At 41.1% G+C, this 20930-nt stretch carries 17 protein-coding genes; 10 read left to right on the top strand and 7 right to left on the bottom strand.

Annotated features, from left to right (window positions below; translation table 11 throughout):
* Positions 1–9 precede the first annotated feature (9 nt).
* From yidC to rpmH, 4 genes are all read right to left on the bottom strand, one after another.
* Positions 10–1641 carry a membrane protein insertase YidC gene (gene yidC, locus NO991_RS19340; protein ID WP_063530446.1) on the bottom strand — a complete coding sequence of 544 codons (1632 nt, stop codon included), beginning with the start codon at positions 1639–1641 and terminating at the stop codon, positions 10–12.
* 8 nt (positions 1642–1649) lie between these two features.
* Complete coding sequence (gene yidD, locus NO991_RS19335) at positions 1650–1922, bottom strand: membrane protein insertion efficiency factor YidD (RefSeq protein ID WP_054563758.1); 273 nt, start codon at positions 1920–1922, stop codon at positions 1650–1652.
* A gap of 128 nt (positions 1923–2050) precedes the next feature.
* Complete coding sequence (gene rnpA / locus NO991_RS19330) at positions 2051–2473, bottom strand: ribonuclease P protein component (protein ID WP_058583673.1); 423 nt, start codon at positions 2471–2473, stop codon at positions 2051–2053.
* 7 nt (positions 2474–2480) lie between these two features.
* Entirely contained in the window at positions 2481–2615 is a 135-nt protein-coding gene (rpmH, locus tag NO991_RS19325) for a 50S ribosomal protein L34 (RefSeq protein ID WP_008488847.1), read from the bottom strand.
* 507 nt (positions 2616–3122) lie between these two features.
* On the opposite strand from rpmH, the gene dnaA reads away from it, so the two are divergent.
* The 7 genes from dnaA to NO991_RS19290 all read left to right on the top strand — a co-directional run bounded on the left by dnaA (position 3123) and on the right by NO991_RS19290 (position 12807).
* Complete coding sequence (dnaA, locus tag NO991_RS19320; protein WP_138602144.1) at positions 3123–4520, top strand: chromosomal replication initiator protein DnaA; 1398 nt, start codon at positions 3123–3125, stop codon at positions 4518–4520.
* Positions 4521–4533: 13 nt separating this feature from the next.
* Positions 4534–5637, top strand: a complete 1104-nt coding sequence (gene dnaN / locus NO991_RS19315; RefSeq protein WP_054563760.1) for a DNA polymerase III subunit beta — start codon at positions 4534–4536, stop codon at positions 5635–5637.
* A gap of 6 nt (positions 5638–5643) precedes the next feature.
* On the top strand, positions 5644–6738 hold the full coding sequence (gene recF, locus NO991_RS19310; RefSeq protein ID WP_054563761.1) for a DNA replication/repair protein RecF: 1095 nt from the start codon (positions 5644–5646) through the stop codon (positions 6736–6738).
* Between the two features lie 12 nt (positions 6739–6750).
* The gene (gene gyrB / locus NO991_RS19305; protein WP_054554790.1) at positions 6751–9177 is read left to right on the top strand and encodes a DNA topoisomerase (ATP-hydrolyzing) subunit B; all 2427 of its coding nucleotides are present in this window, start codon (positions 6751–6753) and stop codon (positions 9175–9177) included.
* A 141-nt stretch (positions 9178–9318) separates the two neighbouring features.
* The gene (gene glyQ, locus NO991_RS19300; protein WP_054554789.1) at positions 9319–10218 is read left to right on the top strand and encodes a glycine--tRNA ligase subunit alpha; all 900 of its coding nucleotides are present in this window, start codon (positions 9319–9321) and stop codon (positions 10216–10218) included.
* 8 nt (positions 10219–10226) lie between these two features.
* Positions 10227–12296 carry a glycine--tRNA ligase subunit beta gene (gene glyS, locus NO991_RS19295; RefSeq protein ID WP_138618662.1) on the top strand — a complete coding sequence of 690 codons (2070 nt, stop codon included), beginning with the start codon at positions 10227–10229 and terminating at the stop codon, positions 12294–12296.
* A gap of 61 nt (positions 12297–12357) precedes the next feature.
* On the top strand, positions 12358–12807 hold the full coding sequence (locus NO991_RS19290; protein ID WP_054563764.1) for a hypothetical protein: 450 nt from the start codon (positions 12358–12360) through the stop codon (positions 12805–12807).
* Positions 12808–12955: 148 nt separating this feature from the next.
* Here NO991_RS19290 and tusA read toward each other — a convergent pair whose 3' ends face one another.
* From tusA to fadB, 3 genes are all read right to left on the bottom strand, one after another.
* The gene (gene tusA / locus NO991_RS19285; protein WP_054554785.1) at positions 12956–13195 is read right to left on the bottom strand and encodes a sulfurtransferase TusA; all 240 of its coding nucleotides are present in this window, start codon (positions 13193–13195) and stop codon (positions 12956–12958) included.
* Positions 13196–13348: 153 nt separating this feature from the next.
* Positions 13349–14515 carry an acetyl-CoA C-acyltransferase FadA gene (gene fadA, locus NO991_RS19280; protein WP_054554784.1) on the bottom strand — a complete coding sequence of 389 codons (1167 nt, stop codon included), beginning with the start codon at positions 14513–14515 and terminating at the stop codon, positions 13349–13351.
* A 5-nt stretch (positions 14516–14520) separates the two neighbouring features.
* On the bottom strand, positions 14521–16680 hold the full coding sequence (gene fadB / locus NO991_RS19275; protein ID WP_054554783.1) for a fatty acid oxidation complex subunit alpha FadB: 2160 nt from the start codon (positions 16678–16680) through the stop codon (positions 14521–14523).
* A 195-nt stretch (positions 16681–16875) separates the two neighbouring features.
* Between fadB and NO991_RS19270 the strand changes: the two genes are divergently transcribed.
* The 3 genes from NO991_RS19270 (at position 16876) to NO991_RS19260 (ending at position 20853) form a co-directional block, all read left to right on the top strand.
* Positions 16876–18762 carry a transglycosylase SLT domain-containing protein gene (locus NO991_RS19270; protein WP_054554782.1) on the top strand — a complete coding sequence of 629 codons (1887 nt, stop codon included), beginning with the start codon at positions 16876–16878 and terminating at the stop codon, positions 18760–18762.
* Positions 18763–18855: 93 nt separating this feature from the next.
* Positions 18856–20178 carry a Xaa-Pro dipeptidase gene (pepQ, locus tag NO991_RS19265; protein ID WP_054554781.1) on the top strand — a complete coding sequence of 441 codons (1323 nt, stop codon included), beginning with the start codon at positions 18856–18858 and terminating at the stop codon, positions 20176–20178.
* 57 nt (positions 20179–20235) lie between these two features.
* Entirely contained in the window at positions 20236–20853 is a 618-nt protein-coding gene (locus NO991_RS19260; RefSeq protein ID WP_138602067.1) for a YigZ family protein, read from the top strand.
* Positions 20854–20930 lie beyond the last annotated feature (77 nt).

The raw sequence follows: 20930 nt of genomic DNA, 5'->3' as shown, positions 1-20930 counted from the left end.
GTTAAGAGTTTAGCCTCTTACCTTAATACCTTTTTTCTCCATACCGCGGTAGATGATTAGCATCTGAGCGATTGAGATAAGGTTCGATACTAACCAGTAAAGTACTAGGCCAGATGGGAACCATAAGAAGAAAATAGAGAATACTACTGGCATAAAGGTCATCATTTTTTGCTGCATAGGGTCAGTAACCGTCATAGGTTGCAGCTTTTGAGTGATGAACATACTTAAACCAAATAAAACAGGTAATACGTAGTATGGGTCCATTGCTGATAAGTCATTTAACCATAAAACGAATTCAGCATGACGTAGCTCAGTTGATTCTAAGAATACGTAGAATAATGCTAAGAATATTGGCATTTGTAGTAACAGCGGGAAACAGCCACCCATAGGGTTCACTTTTTCTTTGCGGTACATTTCCATCATAGCTTGACCGAATTTTTGACGGTCATCACCATACTTCTCTTTTAGTGCAGCCATTTTAGGTTGTAAGGCACGCATCTTCGCCATTGACGTGTATTGTGCTTTAGTAAGCGGGTACATTGCCGTTTTAACGATAACCGTGATTGCAATGATAGCTAGACCCCAGTTACCTAGGATGCTGTGTAACCACTTAAGTAGTACGAATAATGGTTGTGAAATAAACCATAACCAACCGTAGTCTACAGTTAGGTCTAAGTCTGGGTGGATTGCTTCTAGTACGTCAGACTCTTTCGGGCCCATGTAATAAGTTGAGCTAAGTGTTGCTTGCGTACCAGCTTGTACGTTAACTGCTTCACCTTTAGTACCAATAATTGCCGCATTACCAGCAACTAATTTGCTGTAAAGGGTATTTTGTTGGTCTTGCTTTGGTACCCACGCACTTACAAAGTAGTGTTGAATAAATGCAATGTAGCCGCCAGCTGTAGTGATGTTAAGGTTTTTATCAGCCATGTCTGAGAAGCTGTACTTTTCGTATGGCTCTTCTTCAGTACCAAATGCTGCACCTAAGTAGTTTTGATCTACTAAGCTACCTTTTTCTTGTACTGTGCGTTTTACTTGCGTGTATAACTGAACTTGAATTGGATCAGCTGTTACGTTGTTTACTGTGTACTCTAAATCTACAGCGTAGTCGCCTTTTTTGAAGATATAAGTTTTAGTAAAGGTCACACCTTTACTGTCAGTAAACTCAAGTGGTACACGTAGCTCATCACCCGTTAAAGTGAATGCTTTTTGTGTGGTTTTATAAACAGGGCGACCAGCAACAGTTGCGTCAGGACCATTTAAACCAATTAAGCCACTTTGCGAGAAGTATTGCTTACCATCGAACTCACCTAATAGCATGTAAGGTGTGTTACTGCCTTTTTCTTCTTCGTACTGAAGTAAGTCTGTTTCAATAATGTCACCACCACGGGTGTCAATTTTAACAGTGAATACATCAGTTGTTACATCGATAACTGAGCGCTTTGCTGTCGTTACAGCTGGAACTTCACCGTCAGATGATGCTGGAATAAAGTCATCAGATTCTGGTGTTGTTGCGCCTAGTGTTTGTGTTGTGGCACTTGGATCAGCCTTTGGTGCGTTGTAGTCGTTATTCCATTCTTGAAATAATAAAAACGACACAAGCATCAAGCCGATTAATAAAAACGTGCGTTGCGATTCCATAACAGCTCTTATTTCTCGTGTTGGTGGTTAATATGATTTTTTGCCGGTACGGGATCATCCCCACCAGCATGTAAAGGGTGGCATTTTAATATGCGTTTAACAGCTAACCAACTGCCTTTTACACTTCCATGCAAATTAATTGCTTGAATAGCGTAACTAGAGCAGGTTGGATTAAAACGACAATGCGGGCCTAATAGTGGGCTTATCCATTTTTGATAGCCGCGTATTAGCATGACTAAACAGCGCTTTGGAATAGCAACAAGTGGTTTAAGTAACCTCATGATGTGTCTGCCCCTGCGTTAATTTAGTCAATGGATACCATGAATTTAAATTCCCATCGTAGAATTTTAAATGCATGATTAAAAGGTGAGCTAAAGATACCTTAATTAAGCCTGTAATTCTATTGCTATCAGGCTTGTTTATTAGATTTAGCTGATTTATTCGGGCGTTTTTTAAATGGTGGTGGTTTAGGTGCACCAGGCTTGCAGCGTTCGTTAATTTTTCGCCACAATTTATTTAGTTGCTTTGTCAGCTCTTCGTTTGACTGTTCATCAATACCACTTTTAACCATAAGCACAATATCAATGTTATCTAGTTTATGTTGATTTAAACGGAAACTTTCGCGAGCAAGTCGTTTAATTCGATTACGTTGACAGGCTTTTTTAACGCGTTTTTTTGCGACCGTGAGACCTAATCGAGGATTAGTTTGGTCATTGCGTTTAGCTAATAGGGTAAAGAAAGGAGTCGCAGCGCGTGCTGGTTCATTAAAGATTCGAGAGTAATGCGAGGGAGTTAACAGACGTAACTCCCTGCTGAAGCTAAAGTCTTCCACTTATATATTAAGCAGAAAGAACTTTACGGCCTTTAGCACGACGACGAGCTAATACTTTACGGCCATTTGCTGTTGCCATACGAGCACGGAAACCGTGTGTACGTTTGCGTTTTAAAACGCTAGGTTGAAAAGTTCTTTTCATAACAATTCCATCCGATCGGTTAAGGTTAAAACATCCTATGCAGGTCGCGATCCTGGCACAGGTGCCATTGCGAGCGCGAGATATTATAGATGAAGACAACAAAAGTCAATCATTAAAACGCTGCAGAGGCCGTAATTATAAAGGATCCTTTTAACTGATCATATAGGATCATCATAAATAAGAAGTTTTCCACAGCCTCTGTATAAAAAGTGAATAAAAGCTTGGGAAAAGCCAATTCGATCGTAGAATTTGATCGCGATCTGGCTGCAAATTTGTTATGATCACTGTTCGAGCTTAAAAAATAATTTTCTTAAAAATCAGTGTTTTATTCTTTTATGTTGCTGAGATCATATTTTTCATAAAAATCAATCTTGTACTTGTGGATAAAGTACCTTCATAATAGTCGGTCTGGGCCAAGAAAGTTGGTCAAAGATTAGCAATAAATGTTTGATTTTCCATCATTAAAGATGAACGGGAATAAAAAATTAAATCTCTGGGAGTTTAACTGTGTATCTGTCGGTTTGGCAAAGTTGTTTATATGTATTGCAAGATGAATTGCCTTCACAGCAATTCAGTATGTGGGTAAGACCACTTCAAGCAGAAAGTACCGAAGATACGTTGACTATATATGCACCTAACCGTTTTGTTTTGGATTGGGTGAGAGAAAAGTATTTAAACCGTATTAATGAACTACTCGTTGAAATTTGTGGTGATGAAGCGCCTGAATTACGTTTTGATGTTGGTAGTAAACCTATTTTAAATGCCCAAGTGGCATCAGCACCGGCTGCAGCAGAAGCTAGCGCGCCTGTTACCCAACAGACTGCCGAAAAACAACAGCCAAAACCTGAAAAAGCAGCGGTCGAACCTGCACCAAAATCAGGCTATAAATCAAACATTAAAGAAAATTACACCTTTGATAGCTTTGTTGAAGGTAAATCAAACCAATTAGCAAAAGCTGCAGCGACTCAAGTTGCAGATAACCCAGGTTCAGCATTTAACCCTGTATTTATATACGGTGGTACTGGCTTAGGTAAAACTCACTTATTACACGCTGTTGGTAACGGTATTATGGCTAATAAGCCAGACGCGAAAATTGTTTATATGCACTCAGAGCGATTTGTGCAAGACATGGTTAAAGCGCTTCAAAATAATGCCATCGAAGAATTTAAACGTTATTACCGAAGTGTTGATGCATTGATGATCGATGACATTCAATTTTTCGCTAATAAAGAACGCTCACAAGAAGAGTTCTTTCATACCTTCAATGCTTTACTTGAAGGAAATCAACAAATTATCTTAACTTCAGACCGCTATCCTAAAGAGATAGAAGGGGTTGAAGATCGCCTTAAATCACGTTTTGGTTGGGGCTTAACCATTGCTATTGAGCCACCAGAACTTGAAACGCGCGTTGCTATTTTGATGAAAAAAGCGCAGCAAAGTAAAATCAATTTACCTCATGAAGTTGCCTTTTTTATCGCGAAAAAATTACGCTCAAATGTGCGTGAATTAGAAGGGGCGTTAAACCGCGTTATTGCTAATGCAAACTTTACTGGTCGTCCGATTTCGATCGACTTTGTAAAAGAAGCGCTACGTGACTTACTTGCGCTGCAAGATAAACTGGTAACAATAGATAATATTCAACGTACTGTTGCTGAGTATTACCGTATTCGTGTGTCAGATTTACTCTCTAAACGTCGTAGCCGTTCAGTAGCAAGACCACGTCAAGTGGCCATGGCATTATCAAAAGAACTTACAAATCACAGTTTACCTGAGATTGGTGACGCCTTTGGCGGCCGTGATCACACAACTGTATTACACGCTTGTCGTAAAGTTAAATCACTCCGTGACGAAAGCCATGAAGTGAAAGAAGATTATCAAAACTTAATAAGAACCTTGTCATCTTAAGGCCGACTTTATTATGCAAATAACAATATCAAGAGAGCAATTTTTAAAACCTTTAGTTCAAGTGTCTGGTGCGATTGAGCGTAAGCACACTTTACCGATTTTATCGAACGTACTGTTAGTTGTTGAAAACGGACAACTTTCGATGACGGGTACTGATCTTGAAATTGAGTTAGTGGCGAGTGTGTTTGTCGGTGAAGATACCACTGATACGCAACTCACTTTACCAGCTAAAAAGTTACTCGATATTTGTAAAAGTTTACCTGATGGCTCAGACCTTACGTTAAGTAGCCAAGATCATCAGTTACTATTAACAAGTGGTAAAAGCCGTTTTTCTTTAACTACGCTGGCCGCTGAAGATTTTCCGAATCTTGAGCAGTGGGATGGTGAAGTTGAATTTCAACTAACGCGTTTAGAACTGCGTAAGCTTTTAGAAAGCACGCACTTTTCTATGGCGAATCAAGACGTACGTTATTATTTAAACGGTATGTCATTTGAAGTTGATAACGCAGATATTAAAACAGTGGCTACAGATGGTCACCGTTTGGCGATTGCACAAAAGCAATTACCACAGTCTTTAAATACACAACGTCAGTTAATTATTCCACGTAAAGGTGTACAAGAAATTATGCGCCTAATGGTGGCTGATGATGAGCTAGTTACCATTCAATTTGGTGCTAACCATATTCGTATTATTGATACTGAGTTTACGTTTACCAGTAAGCTGGTGGATGGTCGTTTCCCTGATTATCGTCGAGTATTGCCACGTGGTGGTGATAAAGTGATTACTGCTAACCGTGAATGGTTGCGCAGTGCTTTCCAACGTGTGTCTATTTTATCGAATGAAAAATTCCGTGGTGTACGATTAAACCTATCTGAAGGTTTATTAAAAATTACTGCTAACAACCCTGAGCAAGAGCAAGCTGAAGAGGTTGTTGAGGTAATGTACCAGGGCGGCGAACTTGAAATTGGCTTTAACGTTTCTTATGTGCTTGATGTACTTAATACATTAAAAACAGAAGATGTAACCTTTACGCTTGCAGATTCTAATAGCAGTGCGCTAATTGAAGGTGCAGGTGACGAAGAAGCTATGTACGTTGTAATGCCGATGCGCCTATAAGCTTATATGAGTTTAAGTCATTTAAGCCTCAATAATTTTCGGAATATTGAGGCGCTGACACTTGAGCCGGTTAATGGTATAAACATTATCTATGGTGAAAATGGCAGCGGAAAAACCAGCCTCCTTGAGGCGATATATTTCCTTTCTCACGGTAAATCATTTCGTACCGCCAAACATAAAAATATCATTCAGCATCAACAAGACAAGTTTGTGATTCATGGGCGCAAAGCGCTGCATGATTTGTCTATTCCGATTGGTATAAGTAAAAACCAAGCGGGTGAAACATCTTTAAAGATTCAGGGAAAAACGAGCCGTAAAATCTCTGAATTAGCTCAGCTAGTGCCGGTGCAAGTTATTACTCCAGAAAGCTATTCGTTGTTTTTTGGTGGCCCAAAAGAGCGTAGAAAATTTCTCGATTTAGGATTGTTCCACGTGGAACATGACTTTTTTTATCTGTGGCAGTCTTTTAATAAAGTACTGAAACAACGTAATGCTTTATTAAAAAGTAAACCTAGAGATTATTTCGAACAGATCAAGTTTTGGGATAAAGAATTTGTTAGACTAGCTGAACAAATAAATAATCTAAGAATCGCGTATATAAGTAGGTTTAAGCAGCAGTTTTTTGATAAAATGTGTGCAGAATTAACGCTTGTAAGCGATTTAGAAATTAACTTTCATGCGGGCTGGAAAGAGAGTGAAACGCTCTCAGAGGCGCTTGAGCAAAGCTTTGAACGTGATGCTAAACAAGGTTTCACAAGTAAAGGTCCGCATAAAGCTGATTTTAGTTTTAGTGTTTCTGGTAACAGTGTAGAAAATACCTTTTCTCGCGGTCAATTGAAGCTCTTGCTTTATGCGTTAAAAGTAACGCAAAATAGCTTAATTGAGTCAGAAACTGATAAGCAATCTATATTGCTAATAGATGACTTACCTTCAGAACTGGGTGAAGATACAAAAGAAAAAGTGGGTCAGCTTTTGACTCATTGCGATTCGCAACTTTTTATCTCATCAATTTTATCTGAAAGTATTTCTGCTGTGGTGGAACCCATGCAACGAGAACTAAAAATGTTCCACGTGAAACATGGCAACCTAATAACAAGATAAGTGGGATTAACCATGTCTGAGAATTACGATTCGTCGAGTATTAAAGTACTTAAAGGATTAGACGCAGTAAGAAAGCGTCCAGGAATGTATATAGGGGACACCGATGACGGTACAGGCCTACACCACATGGTGTTTGAGGTTGTTGATAACTCTATCGATGAAGCCTTAGCTGGTCATTGTGATGATATTTTTGTAACGATTCACTTAGACGGTTCAGTCTCTGTAAGAGATAACGGTCGTGGTATTCCTACATCTATTCACGAAGAAGAAGGTGTTTCTGCGGCTGAAGTTATCATGACGGTACTTCATGCTGGTGGTAAGTTCGATGATAACTCATATAAAGTATCAGGTGGCTTACACGGTGTAGGTGTTTCGGTAGTAAATGCACTATCTGAAAAGCTACAACTGACTATTCGTCGTGAAGGCAAAATTCACCAACAAACATATACTATGGGTGTACCAGATGCGCCATTAGCTATAATTGGTGACGCAACAGACACAGGTACTGAATTACGTTTCTGGCCAAGTGGTGAAACATTCAGTGACCTTAACTTCCACTACGATATCTTAGCAAAACGTTTGCGTGAGCTTTCGTTCTTAAACTCTGGTGTAAGTATTATTCTTACTGATGAGCGCGAAGAATCTAAGAATGACCACTTCAAATATGACGGTGGTATCCAAGCATTCGTAGAATATCTAAACCGTAACAAAACACCTGTACATAAAAGTGTTTTCCACTTTACCCATGAGCGTGAAGAAGACGGTATTAGTGTAGAAGTTTCAATGCAGTGGAACGATGGTTTCCAAGAAAGCATTTACTGCTTCACAAACAACATTCCACAACGTGATGGTGGTACGCACTTAGCTGGCTTTAGAGCTGCATTAACACGTACGCTAAATAACTACATGGAAAAAGAAGGCTTTAATAAAAAAGCGAAAACAACAAGCAATGCGACGGGTGATGATGCTCGTGAAGGCTTAACTGCGGTTGTAAGTGTTAAAGTACCTGATCCTAAGTTCTCATCACAAACGAAAGACAAACTAGTATCAAGTGAAGTTAAGTCTGCTGTAGAACAAGCAATGGCAGAAAAACTAACAGAGTTCTTATTAGAAAACCCTGTTGATGCTAAAACAGTTGTTGGCAAAATTATTGATGCAGCACGAGCTCGTGAAGCAGCACGTAAAGCACGTGAAATGACACGCCGTAAAGGTGCAATGGATTTAGCTGGTTTACCAGGTAAATTGGCAGACTGCCAAGAAAAAGATCCAGCACTTTCTGAACTATACATAGTGGAGGGTGACTCTGCAGGTGGTTCAGCTAAGCAGGGTCGTAACCGTAAAAACCAAGCTATCTTGCCACTTAAAGGTAAGATTCTTAACGTTGAAAAAGCGCGCTTTGATAAGATGCTTTCTTCTCAAGAAGTCGCAACTCTAATCACTGCATTAGGCTGTGGTATTGGTCGTGATGAATATGACCCAGAAAAGCTACGTTATCATCGTATCATTATCATGACCGATGCGGACGTGGATGGTTCTCACATTCGTACCTTACTACTGACTTTCTTCTACCGTCAAATGCCAGAGATTGTAGAAAAAGGCTTTATCTATATTGCGCAACCACCACTTTATAAAGTGAAAAAAGGTAAACAAGAACGCTACATTAAAGATGATCCAGCGCTTGTTGATTACTTAACATCATTAGCATTAAACAATGCTGCACTTTATACAAGCGAAGGTGCATCTGCACTTGAAGGTGAAGAACTAGAAAGAATCGTTCACGACTATCAAAATACAGTTAAAGTGATTGAACGCTTAAAACGTAAATATCCAAACTCGGTTATGGAACGTTTAATCTATCAAAGCGAAATTACCGAAGCTGATTTAGCAGATGAAGCAAAAGTTAAAGAGTGGACTAACACTCTTGTTGACGACTTAATTGCACGTGATGAAGATGCAACTATCTTCCATGCGGGCACTGAGCACGATACTGAGCGCAACATGTATTATCCTGTTGTGAATATTCGTCAACATGGTGTGGATAAAGCTCATGTACTAAACCATGACTTCATCACATCGCGTGACTACAAACGCATTGCAGCGACAGGCGTAAACATTGCTAACTTACTTGAAGAAGGAGCATATGTTCAACGCGGTGAGAAAACTCTTGCTGTTGATAACTTTGTGGATGCATTAGAGTGGTTAATCAATGAATCGAAACGCGGCCTTTATATCCAACGCTATAAAGGACTCGGTGAGATGAACCCTGATCAGCTTTGGGAAACCACTATGGACCCAGATGCTCGTCGTATGTTGAAAGTAACAATTGAAGATGCCGTAGCTGCAGACCAATTGTTCGCGACTCTAATGGGTGACCAAGTTGAGCCGCGTCGTGACTTCATCGAAACGAATGCGCTACGTGTAGTTAACCTAGACGTATAACGCTAAATTAAGAATTAAAAAGGAGCCTACAGGCTCCTTTTTTTATTGCTGAAAAAGCACAAACTGCTTAAAACCTTACTGCACACAAGGTATACTGAGAGCAATTTTCAGACTAAACGCACCAGATACTATAAGCCAAATATGCAAAAATATGACGTTAAAACCTTTCAAGGTTTGATCCTGGCTTTACAGGACTATTGGGCACAGCAAGGCTGTGTGATTGCTCAACCACTTGATATGGAAGTGGGAGCAGGGACATTTCATCCGTTAACTTTCTTAAAGTCGATTGGCCCAGAGCCAATGTCGAGCGCGTATGTTCAACCATGCCGCCGTCCAACTGATGGTCGTTATGGTGAAAACCCGAACCGTTTACAGCATTACTACCAATTCCAAGTAGTATTAAAACCATCACCAGAAAACATCCAGGAGCTTTATTTAGGCTCTTTAGCTGCCGTTGGTATCGATACGCTAACTGATGAAGTTCGCTTCGTAGAAGACAACTGGGAGTCGCCTACATTAGGTGCTTGGGGTCTAGGTTGGGAAATCTGGTTAAACGGCATGGAAGTAACTCAATTTACCTACTTCCAGCAAGTAGGTGGCTTAGAGTGCTCACCAGTAACCGGTGAGATCACTTATGGTCTTGAGCGTTTAGCAATGTATATTCAGGGCGTAGATAGTATCTATGACCTAGTATGGGCAGACGGTCCTATGGGTCGTGTGACATATGGTGATGTATTCCATCAAAATGAAGTAGAGCAGTCAGCTTATAACTTCGAACAAGCGGATGTTGAGTTCTTATTTGCACAGTTCGATCACTGTGAAAAAGAAAGCGAAAAGCTAATTGAAGCAGGCTTACCATTACCAGCTTATGAGCAAGTAATGAAAGCATCACATGCGTTTAACTTATTAGACGCTCGTCACGCTATCTCAGTAACAGAACGTCAACGTTATATCTTACGTGTTCGTGCTTTATCTAAAGCATGTGCGCAAAGTTACTATGATGCCCGTGAAGCTCTTGGTTTCCCGCTTTGTAAGGATTAAGAATTAGCATGTCAGCAGAAAATTTATTAGTAGAAATTGGCACTGAAGAGTTGCCACCGAAAGCACTTCGTAAACTTGCTGAGTCGTTTGCTGAGAACTTAGCAGCTGAGCTTGCAAGCTTAGAATTAAATCATCAAGGCGTTAACTGGTACGCATCACCACGTCGTTTAGGCTTACGTGTTACTGCACTTGAAGCAAAACAAAGTGACAAGGTTGTAGAAAAGCGTGGTCCTGCAGTTGCAGCAGCTTTTGATGCCGATGGTAATCCAACTAAAGCAGCAATGGGCTGGGCTCGTGGTTGTGGTATCGATGTAAGCGATGCACAAACACTAGAAACAGATAAAGGCGCTTGGTTATTACATAAAGCACAGGTTGAAGGTCAAGCAACTACATCGCTTATGAGTGATGCAGTAAACAAAGCACTTGCTAAATTACCTATCCCTAAACCAATGCGTTGGGGTGCAAATAAAACACAATTTATTCGCCCAGTGCACACAGCGACTATTTTATTTGGTAGCACGCTGATCGAAGGCGAAATACTTGGTAAGCAAGTTGGCAACCAATTACAAGGTCACCGTTTCCATCATCCAGAAAAAGTAACAATCAACCACGCTGATGATGTGTTTGATGTGCTGAAATCTGCTTACGTTGTCGCAGACTTCGAAGCGCGTAAAGCACAAATTCGTGAACAGATTGAAGCAGCAGCTAGCGCTGTAAATGCAAAAGTAGCCATGGATGAAGACTTACTTGAAGAAGTAACATCCTTGGTTGAATGGCCAGTAACGTTGACAGCAACATTCGAGGAAGCATTCTTAGATGTTCCTTCAGAAGCGCTTATCTATACCATGAAGGACGACCAAAAGTACTTCCCGTTATTAGACCAAGATGGCAACTTACTTAACAAGTTCCTATTTGTTTCTAATATTGAAAGTAAAGATCCAAGCGTGGTAATTGCCGGTAACGAAAAAGTTGTTCGTCCTCGTTTAGCTGATGCACAGTTCTTCTACGAAACCGATAAGAAGAAAACACTAGAGAGCCGTTTAGAATCGCTAGATACCGTTTTATTCCAAAAGCAACTTGGTACGCTGAAAGATAAATCTGAGCGTATTAGTGAGCTTGCCGGTTACATTGCTGAGCAATTAGGTGCCGATGCCGAGCTGGCTAAGCGAGCAGGTTTATTAAGTAAAACAGACTTAATGACCGAAATGGTTATGGAGTTTACCGACGTACAAGGTGTAATGGGTATGCATTACGCTCGTCACGACGGTGAGGCAGAAGAAGTTGCACTCGCGCAAAATGAACAATATATGCCTCGCTTCGCGGGCGATAACTTACCAACAAATGTGATCAGCTGTGCGGTCGCAATTGCTGATAAGTTTGATACGCTGGTGGGTATTTTTGGTATTGGTCAAGCGCCAAAAGGCGACAAAGACCCATTTGCACTTCGCCGTGCAGCAATTGGTGCATTACGCATCATGGTTGAAAAATCATTACCGCTAGATATCTTAGACCTTGTTGCTAAATCACAAACGCTATTCGGTGAAAAGCTAACAAACCTAAACGTATCAACAGATGTGTTTGAGTTTATGCTAGGTCGTTTCCGCGCATGGTATCAAGATGAAGGTATCGAAGTAGATGTGATTCAAGCTGTGTTAGCACGTCGTCCAACTAAACCAGTTGATTTCGACCGCCGTGTTAAAGCGGTAAGTCACTTCCGTACATTAGACGCAGCAGAAGCGCTTGCAGCAGCAAATAAACGTGTAAGCAATATCTTGGCTAAAAATGACATCACAACACAAGGTGATGTGAATGAGAGCCTATTAAGCGATGACGCAGAAAAAGTATTAGCGTCACACGTTGCTAAGTTTGCAACTGAGCTTGCACCTTTATATGCAAATGGCGATTACCAAGAAGCATTGTCACAACTTGCGGGTATCCGTGAGAGTGTTGATAACTTCTTCGATAACGTTATGGTAATGGCAGATGACGAAGCGGTTAAACAAAACCGTTTAGCATTGTTAAGCCAACTAAGCCGTCTGTTTTTAGATATTGCTGATATTTCTGTACTTCAGAAGTAAGCAGTAGCCAATTAATAAAAGCCAGCTCAGTGCTGGCTTTTTTGTAGCATAAGGAACAGTAATGAAACGTGTAATTACTTTAGCATTAGCAGGCTTATTAACAGCCTGTTCTAGCCAAATGCAAATGCCAAGCATTGACGATATTCTGCCAAGTAAAGAGCTTGACCGTACTATGTATTTACGTGGTGATTTTACTTTGTGGGATGCCGAGCCGCAGTATCAATTAGAGCAAGTTGCACCGGGCATATTCCAAACCGATGTTAAGTTTTCAACACCTGGTAAGGTTTATGAATTCAAAGTAGCGGATGCTGATTTTAGTGAAGGCTATAATTGTGGTTACAGTGATATGGACCCAGCAGGGCAATCATTGGTTCTAGGCCAAGCCGCCAATGCCGACTGTAATACCATCTACAATTATTTCAGCTTTAAACCCGCTGCAAAAGGCGTATATGTAGTGAGCTTTGATTACCGCAATAGTAATCAACCAAAAGTGACAGTAACGAAGAAATAGCTTTAAGCTTTCAGCTGTCAGTTTTAAGCCGATCGAGTGAGCGTTTAATATTGATAAATGCTCACTTTTAATTTTAATTGATTAACTCGAAACTCGAAACTCGAAACTCGAAACTCGAAACTCGAAACTCGAAACTCGAAACTCGTTGTTACAACCCTTTCTTCACCAAGTATCGATACGGTGCTTGTTCTACATCTTTAGCCACAAGTGTGTGATCCATAAAAGTACAAAAGCTTGGGATATCGCGGGTGGTTGATGGGTCGTCGGCGATGATAAGTAAGGTTTCGCCATCTTTCATTTTTCGTACTGCACCACGCACCATCATCACGGGTTCTGGACAACGAAGGCCAAGTGCATCTAATTGGTGATCGGGATTATCAAAACTCATGGCTGACCTTTTAGGTGAAAGAGACGATTAATAAGCGGCTATTTTAACTTTCTATTGCCGCCAGTTTCAATAAGTGAAAGCAAAGCAAATAAAAAAGGCGCACTGAGCAATTCAGTGCGCCTTTTTATCACCAAGATGTTTGGTGTGAGCTCGTTATTCTACGCGCTCAAATACAGTTGCAATACCTTGGCCTAAACCAATACACATAGTTGCTAGGCCGTATTTAGCGTTCTTGTCTTCCATTAGGTGAACAAGCGTTGTGCTAATACGTGAACCAGAACAACCAAGCGGGTGACCAAGTGCAATTGCACCACCATTTAGGTTAACTTTTTCATCTACCACATCCATCAGACCTAGGTCTTTTAATACTGGTAGAGATTGTGCTGCGAAGGCTTCGTTAAGCTCTGCAACATCGATATCGTCAATAGTGATACCTGCTTGTTGAAGTGCTTTTTGCGATGCAGGAACAGGGCCGTAACCCATGATTGATGGATCGCAACCTGCAACAGCCATTGATTTAATACGTGCACGAATTGGTAAACCAAGTTCTTTTGCTTTCTCTTCGCTCATTACAAGCATTGCTGATGCGCCGTCAGAAAGTGCAGAAGAAGTACCTGCGGTTACGCTACCTGATGCTGGATTGAATACAGGGCGAAGTTGCGATAAACCTTCAACAGTTGTCTCAGGACGGATTACTTCATCGTCTTCAACTAAGATTAAAGAACCATCTGCATCGTGACCTTCCATTGGCAGGATTTCACGACGGAAACGACCTTCAACAGTTGCCGCGTGTGCACGTTGGTGTGAACGGTAAGCAAATTCGTCTTGTTGCTCGCGGCTAATGCCGTGTAGCGTAGCAAGGTATTCTGCAGTTAAACCCATTACGCCAGCAGCTTGTGCTACAGACGTGGATAAACCTGGGTGAAAATCATTACCGTGAGTCATAGGTACGTGACCCATGTGCTCAACACCGCCAATGATGTAGGTATCACCAGCGCCAGTCATAATAGCGCGTGCTGCATCGTGTAATGCTTGCATTGATGAACCACATAAACGGTTAACTGTGACAGCTGGTACTGAGTGAGGGATACCGGCTAGTAGTGCTGCGTTACGAGCAATGTTAAAACCTTGCTCTAAAGTTTGTTGTACACAGCCCCAGTAAATATCATCAATTGATGCTGGATCAACGGCTGGGTTACGGTCTAACAAACCTTTCATTAAGTGAGCACTTAAATCTTCCGCACGCTTGTTTTTGAATACGCCGTTCTTTGAACGACCCATTGGTGTGCGGATACAATCTACGATTACTGGATTATTCATGTTTCTTATCCTTCCACCTTATAGAATACACGGCCTTCTTCGGCCCACTTGCGAGTTTCATCTGATACTTGGTAAATCGCACCTAAGTGAGCGTATTTGTCTGCTGTTGCAACAAAGTTCGCTAAACCAGTTTGATCTAAGTAACGGAATGCACCGCCTCTAAATGGAGGGAAACCAATGCCGTAAATTAGCGCCATGTCAGCTTCTTGTGGTGACGCTACGATACCTTCTTGTAAACAAAGTAGTACTTCGTTGATCATCGGGATCATACAACGGTCAATGATTTCTTGTTTATCGAAGTCTTTAGGTGCATCAGTAATAGCACTGAGTAACTCTGTTGCTGTAGCATCTTTTGCTTTTTTCAAGCGACCACGACGGTCTGGCGCGTATTGGTAGAAACCAGCACCATTTTTCTGACCAAAGCGTTTTTCGTTTGCAAATACAGTAACAGGGTCTTTATCTTGGCGAGCCATACGCTCAGGGAAACCGTCAGCCATTACACCAGTACAGTGGTAAGCTGTATCGATACCTACAACATCAAGAAGATAGGCAGGACCCATTGGCCAACCAAATACATTTTCCATCACTTTATCAACTTTAGTGAAGTCAGCACCTTCAACAACAAGCTTGCTGAAACCTGCAAAGTAAGGGAATAGTACGCGGTTTACAAAGAAACCAGGGCAGTCGTTTACAACGATTGGTGATTTACCAAGTTTTAATGCGTAATCAACAACGGCATTAATTGTTGCTTCTGATGTTTTTTCACCACGAATGATTTCTACTAATGGCATTTTTGGCACTGGGTTAAAGAAGTGCATACCACAGAAGTTTTCTGGTTTTTCAAGTGCCGATGCTAACTCGTCAATACGAATTGTTGAGGTATTTGAAGTTAGGATAGTGCCCGCTGGTAAGTCTTTTTCAAGGCCCGCAAGAACAGCTTGCTTCACTTTAGGGTTTTCAACCACAGCTTCAACAACGATGTCTGCGCTTTGTAAGTCTGCATCGTTTAGCGTTGGCTTGATCTTGCCTAAGGTAGCAACCATCTTATCCATCGCCATATGGCCACGTTGTACTTTTTTGCCAAGTAGCTTAGATGCTTCACCCATACCTAAATCAAGTGCATCTTGGTTGATGTCTTTCATGATAATAGGTGTGCCTTTATAAGCAGACTGGTATGCAATACCACCGCCCATAATACCAGCACCTAATACAGCAGCTTGTTTGATCTCAAGCTCACTGTGTTTAGCTTGCTTCTTCGCTTTACCTTTAATGTATTGGTCAGCTAAGAAAATACCTGTTTGCGCAGCAGCTTCGCTTGTTGCTGCTAATTTAGCAAAGTTAGCGTTTTCAATCGCCATTGCTTCAGCGCGTTCACAGTTTGCCGCAGCTTTGATTGTTTTTACAGCCATAACAGGTGCTGGGTAGTGACCTTTTGTCTGACCCATTACCATGCCTTCCGCCATCGCAAAGCTCATACCTTGCTCAACACGGTTCATTTTCAGTGGCTGTAATTTTACTTGTCGTTTTGCTTGCCAATCTAGCTTGCCAGCAATTGCTTGCTCAAGTGTTGCAATACTTGACTCTAAAAGTTTGTCAGCACTAACTACTGCGTCAAATGCACCTACCTTTAGGGCATCAGCGGCGCGGTTTTCTTTACCTGTAGTGATCCATGTCATCGCATTATCAGCGCCAATAAGGCGTGGAAGGCGAACTGTACCACCAAAACCAGGCATAATACCTAGTTTAACTTCAGGTAGGCCAATTTTAGCGTTAGAGCTAGCAACGCGGTAATCGGTAGCAAGTGCCCACTCACATCCACCACCAAGCGCCATGCCGTTTACAGCACTTAGCGTTGGGAAAGGTAAATCTTCAATTGCATCAAAAACGTCAGTTGCATTTTTGATCCATGCAACAAGTTCTTCTTGAGGCTTAGTGAAGGTAGGTAAAAATTCGAAAATGTCGGCACCGATAATGAAATGATCTTTATCGCTGGTGAACACCATGCCTTTGATATCTGAGTTTGTTGCCAATTCTTTTAATGCTAAAGCGCAATCTTGCAAGGTTTGCTGCGAAAGTTTATTTACTGAGCCGTCTGCACAGAACTTAAACTCGGCGATGTTGTCCTTGATGAAAGCAACTTCAAATGAATCGCTTTTATATAACATTATTATTCTCCCTAGTTTATTAACTAAGACTGGTACGATGAGTTTGCATTTCAATCAGTGTGCTTGCTTTAAAATGAAAATGCAACGAAAAATTTACTACGCTTTATCGCGATTGGTTAAAATATAGCTGGTTTGGTGCTAAGGTGTAGCAGAAGTTTTTTGTTATTAATTCTTTAATTTTTGTTAAAGGTCATCATGAAAAAACAACTCCTTGGTTGGACAGCTGCCGCATTACTTTTTCCTTTTTTTGCAGCTGAAGCCAACGATAAACATGACGCTTTTTTAAAAGCAGAAAAAAAGGCGCGTTACGGTGATTATCAAGACATGAAAGAGGCGGCAAATGGGCTTGATCACCCATTGAAACCTTATGTCGAAAAGGCTTATTGGCAACGGAATCCAAGCCTTAAACACCAGACCGAAATCGAGGACTACCTCAATGTTTACCAAAACACGCCATTAGAGTGGCCTGTGCGTAAGGCATGGCTTAATTATTTAAAAAAGTATAATAAAAAAGCGGCTTATATTCGTAACTACCGCGAAACAAGCAATAACGAATTAACTTGTCCTTATTTAAGTTTTCAATTGGACTTAGGTGCCCCTGAAAAAGCCATCATGAACCAAGTAACAGATTTATGGGTGGTAGGAAAATCTCAGCCAAAAGAATGTGATGAGTTGTTCTCACTTTGGAAGAAAAAAGGCTACCAGACCGAAGAGCGAGTTTGGCAGCGTATTAGCTTAGCTGCCGAAGGAGGCTCATCGAGTTTAATTCCATATTTAAAAACATTATTGCCTCGTGCTGATCAATATTTAGCTGATTTATATTTAAAGGTACGCAAAGACCCAAGTGCTTCGGCGGGTCTTTATCGTTATAAGAAAAAGTCTGCTAAAGAAGGGCAAATCGCGATTTATGGTGTGAAGCGCTTAGTATGGCGAGATAAAGACCTTGCATTACGTGCATGGGAAAAACTCGAAACCATGTTTAATTACACTGACGAGCAAAAAGCAGACGTTTACTACAGCTTTGCGTTATCGCTTGCCTCAAGCGGTCATCAACAAGCACGCTTTTGGTTAAATAAGGTGCCTAAAGAACGCCAAACTCAAAAGTTAATGCAATGGCAACTTGGTAATATGCTAGAGAGGCAAGATTGGTCTGGCATAGTGGCGTTTTTCACCGGTAAAGAAAACTTGAGCCTTGGTCAGCAATATTGGCTGGCGTATAGCTTAAATCAACGTGGTGAAGTCGAACGTGCTCGTGAGATTTGGCAAACAGTGGCTAAAGAGCGTGACTATTACGGCTTTTTAGCGTCCGCACGCTTAGGTGTTCCGGTTAGCTTAAATAATAAAGAAATTAATATAAGTAACAAGTTAAAGCTTGAGGTGGCCAATGCCCCTGGCTTTAAGCGCGCTCGCGCTTTGTATGAGCTTGAGCGTTTTACTTCTGCGCGTCGTGAATGGAATTATTTAACGGATACATCAACCAAAGAAGAAAAGCTCGCCGCGTCTTTGCTTGCTGCTGAACTTGATTGGTATGACAGTACCATCTACACCTTAGCGCAAATAAAAGAGTGGGACTATGTCGACTTACGTTTCCCATTTGCATTTAAGAATGTGTTTGCCACTTATAGTAGTCGTAGCCATATTGATGTCGCTTGGAGCATTGCAATTTCACGCCGTGAAAGCTCTTTTGCACCGGATGCGCGTTCTCATGCAAATGCCCATGGTTTAATGCAGTTGTTGCCAAGCACTGCTAAATATATGAATAAGAGCTCGGTATCACGAAAACAGTTATATCAGCCTCGTACTAATATTCGTCTTGGTAGTGAGTATTTGCAGTATTTGAAAAAGAAAAATCATGGCAACGAAATCCTAGCAACGGCTTCTTATAATGCGGGCTACCATCGTATTAAACGTTGGATCCCAGAGCAAGCTATGCCAGCAGAGCTGTGGATTGAGTTAATTCCTTACACAGAAACACGAAACTACGTTAAAAACGTGTTTGCTTACAGACAGGTTTATCACACTCGATTAGGACGCGATGGCAATGTTCTAGCGCCAATCCTTGATATGTCGATGGGTGGTTAAACTCGATTTGCCACACTATCCTCCCTCAGTTGGGGGATAGTGCTGGCTATGATAGACTTCTAACAAGTTAAATTTACTAAAGATGGGTTTACTATGGATAAATTAGCGGTGCTATACGCCGAACATATTGCAACCTTGCAACAACGCACTCGTACAATTACAGAGCGTGAAGGTTTAGAAGGGTTAGTAATTCACTCAGGTCAGGCTAAACGTCAGTTTTTAGATGACATGTATTATCCGTTTAAGGTGAATCCGCAATTTAAAGCTTGGTTACCAGTGATCGACAACCCACATTGCTGGATTGTGGTTGATGGTGCATCTAAGCCGAAACTGATTTTTTATCGTCCTGTCGACTTTTGGCATAAAGTGCCTGACGAACCACGTGATTTTTGGGCTGAGTATTTTGATATTGAATTATTAGTACAGCCAGATCAGGTAGAAAAACTGCTTCCTTATGATAAAGCTAAATATGCTTATATCGGTGAATATTTAGAAGTAGCGCAAGCACTGGGCTTTAGCATTATGAATCCAGAGCCAGTGATGAACTACTTGCATTTTCATCGTGCTTATAAAACACAATACGAGCTTGAGTGTTTACGACAAGCTAACCGTATCGCGGTAGATGGCCATAAAGCAGCACGTGATACGTTTTTTGCTGGTGGTTCAGAGTTTGATATTCAGCAAGCTTACCTCATGGCTACCCGCCAGAGTGAAAACGAAATGCCTTACGGTAATATCGTTGCACTAAATGAGAACTGTGCAATTTTACATTACACGCATTTTGAACCTAAAGCGCCGCAAACGCATCATTCTTTCCTTATTGACGCTGGTGCAAACTTTAATGGTTATGCTGCTGATATCACACGTACTTATGACTTTAAAAAGTCAGGTGAATTTAGCGACTTAATTAAAGTAATGACTGAGCATCAAATCGCTTTAGGTAAAGCATTAAAGCCAGGTCTGTTATACGGTGAATTGCATTTAGATTGTCACCAGCGTGTAGCGCAAGTACTAAGCGACTTTAATATTGTGAAATTACCAGCCGCTGAAATTGTGGAACGTGGTATTACGTCGACGTTCTTCCCGCATGGTCTTGGTCACCACCTTGGTTTACAAGTTCACGATATGGGTGGCTTTATGGCTGATGATACAGGTGCGCACCAAGCACCACCGGAAGGTCATCCTTTCCTACGTTGCACTCGCTTAATCGAAAAGAACCAAGTATTTACTATTGAACCTGGTTTATACTTTATCGACTCGTTATTAGGTGACCTTGCGCAAACTGACAACAAACAGTTTATTAACTGGGAAAAAGTTGAAGCGCTTAAGCCATTTGGCGGTATCCGTATTGAAGATAATATTATCGTTCATGAAGATAGCCTAGAAAACATGACGCGTGATCTACACTTAGATTAACGATAAAGGTTCGTGAATATCGGGGCCAATAGGCCCCATTTTTTTAGATAAGCAATTATGTCTGAATACCAATATCCGGCTGAGCCGGTTTTTTACCAAGAAGAAATCAAAAAAAGCACCTTTATTGTGCATATTGCCCACACTCCTGATCTTGCGGCAGCAAAAGCCTTTATTAAAGAAATTCAAGATAAATACAGCGATGCTCGTCATAATTGCTGGGCACATGTTGCGGGTAACCCCGGTGGCAGTCATGTGTATGGTTTTTCTGATGATGGTGAACCCAATGGCACAGCAGGTAAACCAATGCTTAATGTATTAACAGGTTCTGGTATTGGTGAAATTACAGCGGTGGTAACCCGTTATTTCGGGGGCATCAAGCTTGGTACAGGTGGGCTAGTTCGCGCTTACGGCGGTAGTTTAAATAATGCCATGCGCGAGCTTAAAACCATTACCAAGGTACCGAGTGTTGAGCTGGTTGGCCAAAGTGATTACAGCGTACAAGGTGCAATCGAGCAGTTATTAAAAAATCAGTATCAGGTGCTTAATATCGAAAAACAATTTGCAGAGAACATCACTTGGCAAATTGAAATCGATAGCCGTCAGGCAGAGCAAGCGATTGCTGATATCCATGAATTGACTCATGGCGAAGTTAGCCTAAAAGTCAGAAAAGTTTGAAATGTAAAAATAATACATTCCGTTTACTTACAATTAAGCCTGTAAGACAATAAACTGTATTAGCTAAACATTTAATA

The sequence above is a fragment of the Pseudoalteromonas sp. DY56-GL22 genome, assembly GCF_041414715.1.
Classification (GTDB): domain Bacteria; phylum Pseudomonadota; class Gammaproteobacteria; order Enterobacterales; family Alteromonadaceae; genus Pseudoalteromonas; species Pseudoalteromonas simplex.
The sequence above is the reverse complement of the archived record's forward strand: the minus strand, read 5'-3'. Positions and strand labels throughout refer to the sequence as shown.